The sequence below is a fragment of the Roseomonas sp. F4 genome, from assembly GCF_053891155.1.
Genome location: NZ_JBSSHK010000003.1, coordinates 402,076 through 416,604, shown reverse-complemented (window position 1 = coordinate 416,604; position 14,529 = coordinate 402,076). Strand labels below are relative to the sequence as shown.

The window sequence follows — 14,529 nt, the reverse complement described above, 5'->3', positions numbered from 1 at the left end:
GTGGCACGGCGGGGCGCCCGGGGGTCTATGGGCCTGGCTGATGGTGGGTCGGGGCGTGGGGCGCCTCGGGCCCAAAAGCGTCAGGCGAGGCGGGGGGAGGTCGGTAGCAGGAAGGAAAGGCGACCATAGGTCGCCTGCTCATGCTTCCAGGCCTGCACTGCCAGGCTGGCCGAGGCGATACCCCAGAACACCAGGTACTCCACCCCGCCCAGGTTCCACATCCAGCCCATGCCCTTGGTCATCAGCGTCGCATAGATCGCCACCGCCATGACGCCCGCCGAGAGCAGACCGACCCACTTCACCAGGATGTTCAACGTCAGCCCGACCAGGCAGGCCAGCTCCGCTGCAATCGCTAGGTAGAGGAAGACTTCGGGAAAGGGCAGCACCTTGCCGAAGAAGGCTGCGGAACCTGCCATATGGTTCAGTTTGAACAGCACATGCGGCGCATAGAACAGGCCGCATAGCAACCGCAGCACCACAACCGGATCGGAAACATCAAAGTCGGCCTTGCGCATCGCACTTCTCCTGCAATGCGCCGAGAATATGCCCCTGTGCCGCGCCACTTCTTGATCCAGCGCAATTGGAAACCCGGACAGTGCCGATGAGCAGCTGGATCTATCTGAACCAACTTCAGGTTGATTCAGTTCAATTCATACTCCACTTCCGGCACATAATGCGCCGCCTCCTTCCCGAGGTAGGACGAGAACAGCACGAAATTGTCGATCGGCACCGGCGGGGACCGGAACAGGCTGTGGGCGTGGATGAAGCCGATCAGCTTGTGCGTTTCCGCCTTGTCGGTCCGCGCCAGGGTCACGTGCGGGGCGAAGCGGCGGCGTTCGGGCTCCAGCCCGACCCGCTGCAGGGCCGTCTCCACCTTCGCCTGCAACCGGGTCAGCGCCTCGCTGCGTTCGGCGGTGATGTGGATCGACTGGATGCGCCCGCCCTTCTCGAAGGTGCCGATGCCGGCGAGCGCCAGGTCGAAGCGCGGGGCGCGGATTGCCGCCAGCGCCGCATCCACCTCCTCCGCCTGCCAGGATTCCACCTCCCCGATGAAGCGGAGCGTCAGGTGGTAATTCTCCGGCGGCACCCAGCGGGCGCCGGGGATGCCGCCGATCAGCGCGGCGAGCTGAGCCTTCACCTGATCGGGCAAGGCAAGGGCGACGAAGAGACGAACCATGGCAGGCGGCTCCGAATCCGGGGCGGTATCAGCCTGCGGCGGAAGCGGGCACGCGGTCCAGTAGCGTTTCGATGGCGGGTAGCATCCGCTCCGCCAGAATCCGCGCGCCCTGCGGATTGGGGTGGATGCGGTCCGCCTGGTTCAACGCCGGGTCGCCGGCCACGCCTTCCAGCAGGAAGGGGTAGAACACCAGATCGGGCCGCGCCGCCGCCAGATCTGTGAAGACGGCGGTGAATTCGCGGCCGTATTCCGCGCCGAGATTGGGCGGCGCCATCATCCCCGCCAGCAGCGTCGGAATGCCCCGTGCTGCCAGCCCGTCCAGGATCGCGGTCAGGTTGGCGCGCATCTGCGCCGGTGTTAGCCCGCGCAGCGCGTCATTGCCACCGAGTGCGACGATCGCCGCATGGGGCCGGTCGGCCATCGCCCATTCCAGCCGGGACCGCCCACCCGCGGTGGTGTCGCCCGAAACGCCGGCATCCAGCACCCGCACATTCCGCCCGCGCTCACGCAGCAAGGCCTCGATCCGCGCCGGCGGCCCCTCGCCCCGCGCCAGGCCGTAGCCGGCGGTGATGGAATCGCCCAGCATCAGCAGGCGGACCTCCGCGCCTTGGGCGCGGCCGCCTTTCGTTGCGGCCAGCAATATTCCGATACCGAAGGCCGCCTTTCGCAGCGCAGCACGGCGCCCATATGACATGAAACCGCCGTAATAGGATTCCCGCCCCGTGAGCATGCCCGACGCGACACCCCTCATCGCCGCCTCCGGCCTGGTCTTCACCGCGCGTGCGGCGGCAGGCCCGGTGCAGGTGCTGCGCGGCGTCGACCTGTCAGTGACGGCCGGGGAGGCGGTGGGCATCGTGGGGCCGTCGGGGTCGGGCAAGACATCGCTCCTCATGCTGCTGGCCGGGCTGGAGACGCCGAGTGCGGGGCGCCTGACCGTGGCCGGACGGGATCTGGGGGCGCTGGATGAAGATGCGCTGGCCCGGTTCCGTCGCGACGAGGTGGGGATCGTCTTCCAGGCTTTCCACCTGATCCCCACCATGACGGCGCTGGAGAACGTCGCCATGCCGCTGGAATTCGCCGGCCGGCGCGACGCTTTTGAACGTGCGGCGGAAGCCTTGAAGGATGTCGGCCTCGGCCATCGGCTGGAACATTATCCCGGCCAGATGTCGGGCGGGGAGCAGCAGCGCGTGGCGCTGGCGCGTGCCGTGGTGGCCGAACCCCGGCTGATCCTGGCCGACGAGCCCACCGGCAATCTGGACCGCGCCACCGGCTCGGTGGTGATGGACCTGCTCTTCGGCCTGCGCGCCCGGCTCGGCACCACCCTGCTGCTGATCACCCACGACCCGCTGCTGGCCGAACGCTGCGAGCGCCAGGTGCGGATGGAGGATGGCCGCATCGTCGCCGACAGCGCCGGCCTCAAGCTGGCGGCGGAATAACGCGCCATGATGGATCATCTCCGGCTCGGCGCGCGGCTGGCGCGGCGGGAATTGCGCGGCGGCTTTCGCCAGCTGCGCATCGTGCTGGCCTGCCTCGCGCTCGGCGTCGCCGCCATTGCCGCGGTGGGCACGCTGCGCGCGGCGACGGAGGCCGGGCTGCTGGCCGATGGCGCCCGGCTGCTCGGCGGCGATGTTGAGGTGCGGGTGAACTACCAGCCGCTGCCCGATGCGGCGCTGGACTGGGCAAGGGCGCGCGGCGCCGAAGCCTCCCGCGTGGTCGAGATGCGGGCCATGGCGGTCGCGCCTTCGGGCGAAAGGTCGCTGGTGGAGCTGAAGGCGGTGGATGCCGCCTATCCGCTCTATGGCGCGCTGCGCCTCGACCCGCCCCAGGCCAGCCTAGTGCCCGTGGATGGTCATCCGCGCGTGGCGCTGGAGGCCTCGGTGGTCGAGCGGCTGGGCCTGGTGCCGGGGGACATGCTGCGCATCGGCGAGGCCAACCTGGTCTTCGCCGGCACCATCGCGGAGGAGCCGGACCGCGTCGCCAGCCCCGCCGTGCTTGGCCCGCGCGCCCTGATCCTGGCCGAGACCCTGCCCGCCACGGCGCTGATCCAGCCCGGCAGCCTGATCTCCTACGACACCCGCTTCCGCCTGCCCCCGGGCACCGAGGTGCGCCGCTTTGGGCGGGAGATGCAGGCGGCGGTGGGCGATGGTGGCTGGCGGGTGCGGACGGCGGATCAGGCGGAGCCGGGGGTGAACCGCTTCATGGACCGCGCCGCCGCCTTCCTGGTGCTGGCCGGCTTCACCGCCTTGCTGGTGGGCGGCATCGGCGTGGCCACCGGCGTGCGCGCCTGGCTGGATGCGCGCGGCCGCACCATCGCGACGCTGCGCTGCCTGGGTGCCCCGGCCGGGACCATCCTCGCCACCTATCTGATCCAGGTGCTGGTGCTGTCGGTCATCGGCATCACCATCGGGCTGGTGGCCGGCTTCGGCCTGACCTGGCTGGCAGCGCAGGCGCTGGCCGGCGCCCTACCGGTGCCGCCGCGGCTCGGGGTGTATCCGGCGCCGCTGGCGCTGGCCGCGCTGTACGGGTTGCTGACGGCGCTGACCTTTTCGCTCTGGCCGCTCGGGCGCGCCCAACGGATTCCGGGGGCGGCGCTGTTCCGCGACCTGATCACCGCCAATCCCGGCTGGCCGTCCCGGGGCATCCTGGTGGCCACCGGGCTTTCGGCCTTCGCCCTGATCGCGCTGGTGGTGGGCACGGCGGAACAGCCGCGTTTCGCCCTGGGTTTTTGCGCCGGCGCGGCCCTGACCCTGCTGCTGTTCCGCCTGGGGGCGAGCGGCCTGATGGCCTTCGCCAAGGGCCTGCGTGGGATCCGTCGGCCGACCATCCGTCTCGGGCTCGCCAATCTGCACCGGCCGGGGGCGCCGACCTCCACCATGCTGGTGGCGCTGGGCATCGGCCTGACCACACTGGCGGCGGTGGCGACCATCGAGGGCAATCTGCGCGCCCAGCTTTCGGACCAGATGCCGCGTTCCGCCCCGAGCTTCTTCTTTATCGACATCCAGTCCGACCAGTCGGAGGCCTTCAACGCTCTGGCCGCCGCCCAGCCCGGCGTGGCGGAGGTGCGCAGCGTGCCCTCCCTTCGCGCCCGCATCGTCGCAGTGGATGGCACCCCGGCCGATCAGGTCCGGGCCACCGAGGAAACCCGCTGGGCGCTGCGCGGCGATCGCGGCCTGACCTATGCGGCGACGCCGCCGGAGGGCACGCGGCTGGTCGCTGGCCAGTGGTGGCCGGCGGATTACAGCGGCCCGCCGCTCGTCTCCTTCGACGCCAACCTCGCCGCCGGCTGGGGCATGGGCGTCGGCTCCATCGTCACGGTGAACGTGCTGGGGCGCGACATCGACCTGCGGGTGGCCTCATTGCGGGAGATTCAGTGGCGCGGCCTGGGCATCAATTACGTCATGGTCGCTTCCCCCGGCCTGCTCGCCGCCGCGCCGCACACGCATATCGCCACGGTCCGCAGCACGGAGGCGGTGGAGACCTCGGTGCTGCGCACCCTGACCGACGCCTTCCCCAATATCTCCGGCATCCGGGTGCGGGATGCGCTGGAAGCGGTGGCGGGGCTGCTGACGCGGCTGGGTGTCGCCTTGCAGGCGGTGTCCTCCGTCACCCTGCTGGCGGGGATGCTGGTGCTGGCCGGAGCGGTGGCCGCCGGGCAGCGGGCGCGGGTGCGGGATGCGGTGGTTCTGAAGACCATCGGCGCGACGCGCCGGCAGATCCGGGGGGCCTGGCTGGTGGAATTCGGCCTGCTCGGCCTGGTGGCCGGGCTGCTGGCCGCCGCCGCCGGATCGGCCGCAAGCTGGGCGGTGGTGCGCTATGTCATGCGGGCCGATTGGGTGTTCCTGCCCGGGACGCTGGCCGTGACGGTGCTGGGCTGCGTGCTGCTGACCCTGGCGCTGGGCTATATCGGCACGGCGCTGGCGCTGCGGGTCCGCCCCGCACCGCTGTTGCGTAACGAGTAGGCTCGGGCTTGGATGGGGGCATGGACCCTGACCTGCTTCCCGAGGATGAAGAGCATCTGCGCCACGCCTTTCGGCTGGCCAGCAAGGCCCGTGACCGTGGCGACCGGCCCTTCTCCGCCGTGATCGTGGCGGAGGACGGCACCATCCTGGCGGAGGGCCTGTCCACCCAGGGGTCGGGCGGCGGCGGCACGCTGGCGCATAGCGAGATGAATGCCTGCCAGGCAGTGATCGCCGCCGGGGTGCCGAGGCCGCGGCTGCGGCGGGCCACCATCTATTCCTCCGGTGAGCCCTGCGCCATGTGTTCGGCCGCCATCTTCTACACCGGCATCGGGCGGGTGGTGTATGGCCTGTCGGCGGCCGCCATCCTGCATCTGCGCAACGCCCAGCCGCACACCGCGGGGCTCACCCTGTCCTGCCGCGCGGTGCTCGAATCGGCGGCGGAGGCGGTGGAGGTGGTCGGTCCCGCCCTGGAATCGGAGGGTGCGGTCCCGCATCAGGGCTACTGGGTGCAGGGCGCCGCCTGAAGACTCTGGGTTACGCATGAATCTTTGCGTTCACCCCTCGGGCCCCGTTGATCCGGATTACAGAAGTTCCATATACTCGGCCACGTGCGGGCGGCCCCTAACCATCGCCCGCGAGGAGATTTCCTGACCATGGCTCTCGGTCCCGACAACCGCTTCCGGACGGGCGCGTCGGCCTGGACCCAGCCCTATGGGCGGTCCGCGGGCGTGGATGCCGCCGCCATCGATGCGGGCCTGCGCGCCTACATGCTGCGCGTCTACAACTGGATGGCCTCCGGTCTCGCCCTGACCGGCATCGTCGCCTATTTCATCGCCTCCAACCCGGATATCGCCAGCCTGTTCTACCAGGTGGTCCGCACGCCGCGCGGCAATGCGACGGCGCCGACCATTCTGGGCTGGGCCGCGATGTTCGCGCCGCTGGCCTTCATCCTGGTGCTGAGCTTCGGCATCAACCGGATGAGCAAGACCAGCGCGCAGGCGCTGTTCTGGGCCTTCGCCGCCGTGATGGGCGCGTCGATGTCGAACATCTTCGCGATCTACACCGGCGCTTCCATCGCCAGCACCTTCTTCATCACGGCCGGCATGTTCGCGGCGATCAGCCTCTACGGCTACACCACGAAGGCCGACCTGACGAAGATGGGCAGCTTCATGATGATGGGCCTGATCGGCATCATCATCGCCGGGCTGGTGAACATGTTCCTGCAGAGCTCCGCCCTGCAATTCGCCATCAGCGTCATCGGCGTGGTCGTCTTCGTCGGCCTCACCGCCTATGACACACAGCGGATCAAGGCGGACTACGTGGAATATGCCTATGCCGAGGGTTCGGACGAAGCCGGCAAGCGCAGCGTCTTCGACGCGCTGGGTCTCTACCTGAACTTCGTCAACCTGTTCCAGCTGATGCTCCAGTTCATGGGCGTTCGCCAGAACAGCGATTGATGCCGAGGCCCATGGCCTGACAAGACGCGGCGCGCGATCCCGAACGGGTCGCGCGCCGCTTCCGTTTTGATCCCCCTGGATGCTAGTCTGCCGCCGTGCATCTCCGCCCCGCCCTGACACGGCTGCTCGTCCTGCTGCTGCTGTTGCAGTGGGGCTCGGCGTTCGGCCATTGCCTGAGGCTGGCCGCGCCCGGCGACGGCGTGCTGCACATGGATATCTGCTCGGCCGACGGGCCGCGCAGCATCACCATCACCCTCGACGACCAGGACAACCCGCCGCAGGACCATGCGGCGGGCATGATCTGCCCGCTCTGCGGCGGCTACGGCGGCGCGCTTCCGCCCCCGCCCGTCGCCATTGTGCCGGCGCTGCTGCTGGCGCAGGCCGAGGTGCCGGCGCCGCCCTCCACCCCCAGCCCCGCCCCGCCGCCGCGCTGCCAGCCGCAACCCAGGGCTCCGCCGACCTCCTGACGACCAACCGGGTTTTTCCCTTGGAATCAGGATGTTTGAGCATGTTCAAGACCACTCTGGGCGCCCTTGCCCTGGCCGGCGCTGCCCTGTGCAGCGCGCCCGCCGCCGCCCATGTCACGCTGGAAGTCCAGCAGGCCGCGCCCAACAGCACCTACCGCGCCACTTTCCGCGTGCCGCATGGCTGCGATGGCGCCCCCACCATCCGCTTCACCGTTCGGGTGCCGGAGGGTGTGACCGTCGCCCAGCCGATGCCGAAGCCGGGCTGGACCCTGCGCACCGTCGCCCGTGGCGAGGCCGGCGGCGGCCATGGCGCCCTGCCGCCACTGGCGGAGATCATCTGGGAAGGCGGATCGCTGGAAAACGCGCATTACGACGAATTCGTTGTCCGCATGCGCCTGCCCAACACGCCCGGCGAGCTGTTCTACATTCCCGTCGTGCAGGATTGCCCGGACGGCAAGCAGGCCGCCTGGACCGAGATTCCCGAAGCCGGCCGCCGCATCACCGACTACCGCATGCCCGCGCCCGCCGTGCGGCTGACGCCGCGCAATTGAGGACCGCATCATGACTCAGACCCGCCGTTTCCTGCCGCTCGCCGCCGCCGCGGTCGCCGCCGGCACGCTGCTCTCCACCCGCCGCGCCGCCGCCTGCGATGCGGAAGCGATGGAGGCGCATCTCACCGCCGTCTGCGACGGTGCGCTGGAACCTGCGCGCAAGGCGCTTGAGGCCGCGCTGACCCACGCCACCCCGGCCGAGACCATGGCGATGCAGCGCGCGCTGACCATCGCCAATGCCACCTGCACCACCGGCGACCCGGTGGCCGGCGCCCGCATCGCCGCGAATCTCGCCCGCCTCGCCGGGCGCATCGAGGGCCGCGCCGGCATCAGCGCCGACAGCCTCGACATGCTGGGCTGAGGACCGCGACATGACGGCATTCACACGACGCGCCAGTCTCGGCGCGCTGATCGGCCTGGCCGCGACCGGCGCCCAAGCCCAGGCCCAGGCCCAGGCCACCATCCAGGCCGAGGCGGGCTGGAGCCGCGCCGCCGGCGCCGGCCGCGTCGGGGCGGGCTTCCTCACCCTGCGCAACAGTGGCGCGGCGGCAGACCGGCTGGTCTCCGCCCGCGCCGACATTGCCCGGGTGGTGGAGCTGCACACGCATCTTCACGAGGGCGGCGTGATGCGGATGCGGCCGGTGGAGGCGATCGAGCTGCCGGCCGGCGAGACGGTCACCTTGCAGCCCGGCGGCCTGCATCTGATGCTGATCGACCTGAAGCAGCCGCTGAACCAGGGCGAGCGCGTGCCGGTCACACTGGTTTTCGAGCGGGCCGGGGAGGTGCAGGTGCAGCTTGCCGTGCAATCCGCCGGGGCCCGTGGGCCAGCCGCCGCGGCCGGTGGCGGCCACAGGCACTGACGACGCGGCCATGACCGCGGCGCCGGCCCATGCTGTGATGCCCTTCGCTTCGAAGGGACCGCAGCATGGGCAAGCGCATCGATCCGGCCACCATTCCCCCTGTCATCGGCTGCTCCTATCCCGCGCCGCATGACCAACCCTGCCAAACGCGGGAACGCCGCCGGCTGGGGGATGCGGCGGGGCTGACACAGTTCGGCGTCAACCTGCTGCGCCTGCCGCCCGGCGCCTGGTCCAGCCAGCGCCACTGGCACAATGGCTCCGACGAATTCATCCTGGTGCTCTCCGGCGAGGTGACGCTGGTGACCGATGCGGGGGAAGAAGTGCTCCGCCCCGGCGAGGCCGCCGGCTTCAAGGCCGGCGAGCCGGATGGTCACCATCTGCGCAACCTGTCCGGCGCCGAGGCCCTGGTGCTGGAGATCGGCAGCCGCATCCCCGACGACGATGCCACCTATTCCGACATCGACATGCTGGCGCCGCCGAACGACCAGCCCGCGATGTACACGCGCAAGGACGGCACGCCGCTTCAGGCGACGGGCGGCGGCGGCACCTGATGGCCTCGGGGCCGCGTCCGGTGTAGCCCCCGCTGATGCCGCTTCTTGCCCTCGCCTTCCTGGCCTTCATCGGGCTCGGCCTGCCGGACCCGATGCCGGGCAGCCTCTGGCCGGAGCTGCGGCCCTTCTATGGCGTGCCGAATGCCGGGCTCGGGCTGATCCTGGCGGTCACCGCGGGCGGCTATGTGCTGGCGGGCATCTTCACCGCCCGACTGATCGGCGCCTTCGGCATCGGCTGGCTGCTGGTGGCGAGTCTGGCGGCCACTGCCTGCGCCGCGCTGCTGCAAGCCGCGGCGCCACCCTTTGTCTTCTTCGTGGCCCTGGCCGCGCTGGCCGGCGCGGGGGGCGGGGCGGTGGATTCCGCGATGAACGCCTTCGCCGCCGCCCGCTTCCAGCCGCGCCACATGAACTGGCTGCACGGCTTCTGGGGGGTCGGCGCCACGCTCGGCCCGGCCAGCGCCGCGGGGCTGCTGGCGCTGGGGTTTGGCTGGCAGGCCGGCTACCTGGCCGTCGGGCTGGCGCTGGCGCTGCTGACCCTGGGCTTCCTCGCCACCCGAGACCGCTGGCAGGGCGCCGGCCCGGCGGAGGGGCCGCGCCATACCGCCTGGACCGTGCTGCGCAATCCGGTGGCGCGGCTGCAGGTGGTGATCTTCTTTCTCTATACGGGGCTGGAGGCCGGCACCGGCCAATGGGCCGCCACCATCCTGACCGCGTCGCGGGGCGCCAGCCCGGCGGAGGGCGCCATGGCCGCCACCCTTTTCTTCGCCGCCATCACCGGCGGGCGTATCGGCCTGGGCTTTGTGGTGGACCGGATCGGCGCCGATCGGCTGCTGCGGCTGCTGGCGCCGCTGGCGGTGCTGGCGGCGCTGGGCTTTGCCGCCGGTTTCGCGGACCTGCCCATGCTGGCGCTGCTGGCCGTGGCGCTGTCGCCGATCTACCCCACCGTCATGGCCCGCACTCCCGCCCGGCTGGGCGCGGCGGCGGCGGCGCAGGCGGTGGGGTTGCAGGTCTCGGCGGCGACGCTGGGTGTGGCGATGGTGCCGGCGGCGCTGGGTCTGGCGGCGGATTTTTGGGGGGCCTGGCTGGTGCCCTGGCTGCTGGTCCTGCTGGCCCTGGCCGTCGCGATCCTGATCCATCGCCTGCCGGGCCGCCGGTCCGCATGATCCGCGTCGCATTGCTCCTCCTGTTGCTGGCAAGCCCGGCGGCGGCGCAATTGCCGGGGCTGGGGGAGGATGCGGCGCGCCAGCCGGTGCCGACCGGGCGGGCCCCCTGGTCCAGCCTGGTGCGGGTGCAGAGCGAGGCCGGCGGCCGCTGCACCGGCGTGCTAATCACCCCGAACCTGGTGCTGACGGCGGCGCATTGCGTGGTGGCGCGGCGCACGCAGCAGCCTTTGCGGCCGGAGCGCCTGCATGTGCTGGCCGGCTACGACCGGGGCGATTTCACCGCCCATGCCCAGGGCGCGGCGCTGCGAATCGCCCCGGGCTACGACCCCGCCAGCGGCGGACCCACCGCGGCCGATTGGGCGGTGCTGCGGCTGGCGCGCCGCCTGCCCAACCCGTTCCTGCCGCTGGCCCCATTGCCGCAGCCCGGTGCGGCGGTCGCACTGGGCGGCTGGCAGCAGGATCGGGCGCATGCGCTGCTCGCCGATACGAATTGCCGGGTTCTGGCGGTGCAGCGGGATACAGCCGGTCGGATTCTGCTGCGGCACGATTGCGCCGGCACCCGCGGCGTCTCCGGCGCGCCGCTGCTGGTGCAACAGGGCTCGGGATGGGCGGTGGCAGGGGTGGCGGTCACGGCCATTCGCGACGGCCGCGGCGGGTTCGCCGTTGCGGTGCAGGGCCTGCCCCTGGCGGAGTAGCTTATGCCAAATCCTGGTGATCGTGACCGATCACCGCGCGCCACTTGGCGCGGCGCCCATTCGGGCGCTCGGCCAGCTTCGCTGGCCGCAGGCTACGATCAATGGATTTGGTATTAGGCCGCCCGGTCGGACCCAGCCGGCTGCTTCGGCTTGACCGTCAGGCCGAGCTTGCGCAGCAGCGTGTCGCGCTGCACCGGCTTGCCGAGATAATCGTCCATCCCGGCCTCCCGGCATTGCCGTTCGAATTCCGGGCCAACGGCCGCGGTCAGGCCGATGATGCGGGCGTTGCGGTTCGGCCCCGGCGTGGCGCGGATGGTGCGCGTTGCCTCCAGCCCATCCATCACCGGCATCTGCAGGTCCATCAGGATGGCGTCGAAGGGCTCGCCCTGGGACGCGGCCACGGCCTGGGCGCCATCGCCCGCCACTTCCACCGCCGCCCCGCCACGGGACAGGATGGTGCGCATGACCAGCTGGTTGGTCGGATTGTCCTCCACCAGAAGGATGCGGATCGGCGGCCCGGCCGGCGGGTCCTGCGGCTCGACGGCCGGTGGCGGCGGTGGTTGCGGCGCCTCCGCCTGCTGCGGGGCCAGGGCCAGCAACAGGGCGTCGCGCAGCCGGGTCGGCAAAGCGGGTTTGAGCAGCAGCCCGTCCAGCACACCCTGGCCCCGCCCCTGGCCGCTGCCCTGGCCGACGCGCTGCGCCTCCCGCGGATCGGCGGAGCCGGAGGCACAGAGCAGCAGGCGCGGCCGGCCAAAACTGTCCCAGTCCTGGCGGATGCGCCGCGCCAGGGCCAGCCCGTCGCCATCCGGCAACTGCCCGTCCAGCACCGCCGCCTCGAAGGGGCGGCCCTGGCTGGCGGCGGCACGCAGCGCGGCCAGCGCGGTGCCGCCATCGGAAACGGCGGCGGCCTCCGCCCCCATGCCGACAAGCTGGCGCACCAGGATTTCCCGGTTCAGCGGCAGATCGTCCACCACCAGCACGCGGCGCCCGGCGAGGCCGCTCAACGGCTGCTGGTCGCCCTCCACCCGGCCGATCTTCACGGAGAAGCGGAAGACGCTGCCGCCGCCATTGCGCACGCCGGCCAGCCGCGGCACCGCCTCGATGCCCCCGCCCATCTCCTCCGCAAGCCGCTTGCAGATGGCCAGCCCCAGGCCGGTGCCGCCGTATTTGCGGCGGATGGAGGCATCGGCCTGGGTGAAACGCTCGAACAGATGCGCGATCTTGTCGCGTTCCAGCCCGATCCCGGTGTCGGAGACGGAGGCGCGCAGCCGCCAGTAATCCAGCTCCGCCTCCACCGAGATCGCCACCTGGATCCAGCCGGTCTCGGTGAATTTCACCGCGTTGCCGACCAGGTTGAACAGCATCTGCCGGATGCGCCCGGGGTCGCCCATGACCCGTGACGGCAGGTCCGGCGACAGGGCGCAGACCAGCTCCACCCCCTTGGCGGCGGCGCGCGGGGCGAAAAGCTCGACGATCGTGGCGATCTCCGCCTCGATGTTGAAGGGCACCTGCTCCATCTGCAGCGCGCCGGCTTCCAGCTTGGAGAAGTCCAGGATGTCGTTCAGCACCATCATCAGATGCTCGGCAGAGCCCTGGATGGTGTCGGCGTAACGGCGCTGGAGGCTGTCGAGCCGGGTGTCCAGCAGCAGCCCGGTCATGCCGATCACGCCGTTCATCGGCGTGCGGATCTCATGGCTCATGGACGCCAGGAATTCCTCCTTGGCGCGGGAGGCGGCGACGGCGTGGCGTTCGGATTCCGCCAGCCGCTGGCCTTGCAGCTTCAGCGCCTGCGCCTGTCGCACCAGCAGCCACAGCGCCACCAGCGTGACCACGGCTGCGGCGGCGACACCGGCGGCCAGCAGCGCGCCCAGGCGATGCGCGCTGTCCAGCGCATCCTCCCGGTTGCGCGCCACCTCCACCACGAAGGCGCCCTGGCGGGTGACGGCGAAGGAGGCCACGACCTCCTCCCGGTCCTGGTCGATGCCGGCCCAGGTGCCGGATTCCCGGCGCGGCAGGAAGTCCCGGAAGATCCAGGAGGAGGCGTTCAGCTCCCCCACCCCGTCCGTCCGACCATCGGAGCGCGCCAGCAGCAGGCCCTGGAAGGAATGGATGCGGATGGTGGCGCCGAAGGCATCGGCGTGCCGCCGTGCCACGCCGACGAAGTAGTCCGGGTTCAGGATGGCGATGATGGTGCCGAGGAACTCGCCACGCGGACCGCGCAGCGCCCGGGCATAGGGAATGGCATAGAGCCCGCCGGCATGGCTGATGGCCCGCCCGGTGGGGCCGAGGTAGCGCCCCGCCTCCGGCGCCCCCAGCCGCAGCGTCTGGGCGCCGAAGCGCAGCAGGCGAAACCACTCACGCTCCGCCACCGAGGCCTCGCGCAGCCCCTCGACCGAGCTGGCCAGGATGAAGCCCTGCGCATCGGCGATCAGCACGGCGCGCAGTTGCGGCACGTCGCGGATGCGCGCCGTCACCTGCCGCGCCACCTGGCCGGGCTCGGCTTCCACCAGCCGGTCCTGCGCGTCCATCATCACCAGGTCGACGGTCTGCATGGCCCGGGTCAACTGGTCCGCCAGGCCGGCCGCGACCCCCTGGGTCAGTCTTTCCGTCTCCTCAATGGCGTCCTGCTGGCCGCGATGCATCAAGATGCTGTAGATGCCCACAAGACAGAGAGCGACCAAGCCGACGGCCGCGGCGAAAAGCAGCCAGGGACGCGGCTCCGACGGTCGCGGGGCGCCGAGGCCGAGCGACCGCCGAAAGCCGGAACGGAGTTGGGTGATGCGTGGGATCATCTTTGCGACGGGCGTTATCGCCTTTTTCGTCTTAATTTGCGAGCCGAGAGGCGAAGTTCGGGCGCAAATTCTACCCTCGCAACAAATCACGCCATCCCAGCCCACCGGCCGGCCCCCGCTGCCAGACCGGCTGGCGGCCATTCGCAGCCGGGGCGAGTTGATGGTCTGTATCTGGCCCGATTACTTCGCCATCTCCTTCCGCAATCCGCGCAATGGCGAAATGGAGGGGATCGATATCGATATGGCACGCGGCCTGGCCGCCCGGCTGGAGGTCCGGCCGAGCTTCGTCGAGACCAATTTCACCGAGTTCATGGACCGGCTGGAAGCCGGCAGTTGCGACATCGCCATGATGGCGGTGGGCGTCACCCCGGCGCGCGCCCAGCGAGTGGCCTTCTCCAAACCCTATATGGCCAGCCCGATCTATGCGGTGACGACCCGCACCAATACGCGCATCCAGGCCTGGCGGGATATCGACAGCCCCGGCACGGTGGTGGCGGTGGCGGCCGGCACGGTGATGGAACCGCTGATGCGGGATACGCTGCGCAATGCGGAGCTGATGGTGGTCGCCCCGCCCCGGACGCGGGAGGGGGAAATCCTGTCAGGCCGCGCCGACGTCTTCATGTCGGACTTTCCCTATACCCGCCGCATGGTGCTGATGCATGACTGGGCCAGGGTGATCGACCCGCCGGGGCGCTTCGGCGACACCCTCTACGCCTATGCCGTGGCGCGCGGCGACCAAGCCTGGCTGAACGAGGTGAACGCCTTCCTCGAACGCTCCCGGGTGGATGGCAGCCTGGCGCGCGCCGCCCAGCGGCACGGGCTGGCGCCGATCATGCTGCCCTGAGGCAGCGCGGCGC

At 70.9% G+C, this 14,529-nt stretch carries 16 protein-coding genes; 12 read left to right on the top strand and 4 right to left on the bottom strand.

What is annotated here, in order from left to right; genetic code table 11:
- Positions 1–80 precede the first annotated feature (80 nt).
- The 3 genes from ACVFYP_RS14220 to ACVFYP_RS14210 all read right to left on the bottom strand — a co-directional run bounded on the left by ACVFYP_RS14220 (position 81) and on the right by ACVFYP_RS14210 (position 1,928).
- Positions 81–515 carry a DoxX family protein gene (locus ACVFYP_RS14220; protein ID WP_499200843.1) on the bottom strand — a complete coding sequence of 145 codons (435 nt, stop codon included), beginning with the start codon at positions 513–515 and terminating at the stop codon, positions 81–83.
- Positions 516–640: 125 nt separating this feature from the next.
- Positions 641–1,177, bottom strand: a complete 537-nt coding sequence (gene thpR, locus ACVFYP_RS14215; RefSeq protein WP_499200842.1) for an RNA 2',3'-cyclic phosphodiesterase — start codon at positions 1,175–1,177, stop codon at positions 641–643.
- A gap of 28 nt (positions 1,178–1,205) precedes the next feature.
- Positions 1,206–1,928, bottom strand: a complete 723-nt coding sequence (locus ACVFYP_RS14210) for an arylesterase (RefSeq protein ID WP_499200841.1) — start codon at positions 1,926–1,928, stop codon at positions 1,206–1,208.
- On the opposite strand from ACVFYP_RS14210, the gene ACVFYP_RS14205 reads away from it, so the two are divergent.
- The 11 genes from ACVFYP_RS14205 to ACVFYP_RS14155 all read left to right on the top strand — a co-directional run bounded on the left by ACVFYP_RS14205 (position 1,906) and on the right by ACVFYP_RS14155 (position 10,880).
- Positions 1,906–2,613, top strand: a complete 708-nt coding sequence (locus tag ACVFYP_RS14205; RefSeq protein WP_499201276.1) for an ABC transporter ATP-binding protein — start codon at positions 1,906–1,908, stop codon at positions 2,611–2,613. The two genes, ACVFYP_RS14210 and ACVFYP_RS14205, sit on opposite strands and share 23 nt — an antisense overlap.
- Before the next feature lie 6 nt (positions 2,614–2,619).
- Positions 2,620–5,136 (top strand): ABC transporter permease, encoded by a 2,517-nt coding sequence (locus ACVFYP_RS14200; protein WP_499200840.1) that lies wholly within the window; start codon positions 2,620–2,622, stop codon positions 5,134–5,136.
- Positions 5,137–5,156: 20 nt separating this feature from the next.
- Positions 5,157–5,660: a nucleoside deaminase gene (locus ACVFYP_RS14195; RefSeq protein ID WP_499200839.1), complete on the top strand. Its 504-nt coding sequence runs from the start codon at positions 5,157–5,159 to the stop codon at positions 5,658–5,660.
- 129 nt (positions 5,661–5,789) lie between these two features.
- Positions 5,790–6,593 (top strand): Bax inhibitor-1/YccA family protein, encoded by an 804-nt coding sequence (locus ACVFYP_RS14190; RefSeq protein ID WP_499200838.1) that lies wholly within the window; start codon positions 5,790–5,792, stop codon positions 6,591–6,593.
- A 95-nt stretch (positions 6,594–6,688) separates the two neighbouring features.
- Entirely contained in the window at positions 6,689–7,060 is a 372-nt protein-coding gene (locus tag ACVFYP_RS14185) for a DUF2946 family protein (RefSeq protein WP_499200837.1), read from the top strand.
- Positions 7,061–7,101: 41 nt separating this feature from the next.
- Entirely contained in the window at positions 7,102–7,611 is a 510-nt protein-coding gene (locus ACVFYP_RS14180; protein WP_499200836.1) for a YcnI family protein, read from the top strand.
- A 10-nt stretch (positions 7,612–7,621) separates the two neighbouring features.
- Complete coding sequence (locus ACVFYP_RS14175; protein ID WP_499200835.1) at positions 7,622–7,972, top strand: hypothetical protein; 351 nt, start codon at positions 7,622–7,624, stop codon at positions 7,970–7,972.
- 10 nt (positions 7,973–7,982) lie between these two features.
- Positions 7,983–8,471 carry a copper chaperone PCu(A)C gene (locus ACVFYP_RS14170; RefSeq protein ID WP_499200834.1) on the top strand — a complete coding sequence of 163 codons (489 nt, stop codon included), beginning with the start codon at positions 7,983–7,985 and terminating at the stop codon, positions 8,469–8,471.
- 65 nt (positions 8,472–8,536) lie between these two features.
- Positions 8,537–9,022 carry a cupin domain-containing protein gene (locus tag ACVFYP_RS14165; protein WP_499200833.1) on the top strand — a complete coding sequence of 162 codons (486 nt, stop codon included), beginning with the start codon at positions 8,537–8,539 and terminating at the stop codon, positions 9,020–9,022.
- A 35-nt stretch (positions 9,023–9,057) separates the two neighbouring features.
- Positions 9,058–10,185: an MFS transporter gene (locus tag ACVFYP_RS14160; protein WP_499200832.1), complete on the top strand. Its 1,128-nt coding sequence runs from the start codon at positions 9,058–9,060 to the stop codon at positions 10,183–10,185.
- A gap of 11 nt (positions 10,186–10,196) precedes the next feature.
- Entirely contained in the window at positions 10,197–10,880 is a 684-nt protein-coding gene (locus ACVFYP_RS14155) for a trypsin-like serine peptidase (RefSeq protein WP_499200831.1), read from the top strand.
- Positions 10,881–10,993: 113 nt separating this feature from the next.
- On the opposite strand, the gene ACVFYP_RS14150 is transcribed toward ACVFYP_RS14155, so the two are convergent.
- A complete protein-coding gene (locus ACVFYP_RS14150; RefSeq protein ID WP_499200830.1) occupies positions 10,994–13,672 on the bottom strand; it encodes a hybrid sensor histidine kinase/response regulator in 2,679 nt (892 codons plus the stop codon).
- Positions 13,673–13,832: 160 nt separating this feature from the next.
- Here ACVFYP_RS14150 and ACVFYP_RS14145 point away from each other — a divergent pair, with 160 nt between their 5' ends.
- Positions 13,833–14,516, top strand: coding sequence for a substrate-binding periplasmic protein (locus tag ACVFYP_RS14145; RefSeq protein WP_499200829.1), 684 nt, complete (start codon positions 13,833–13,835; stop codon positions 14,514–14,516).
- Positions 14,517–14,529 lie beyond the last annotated feature (13 nt).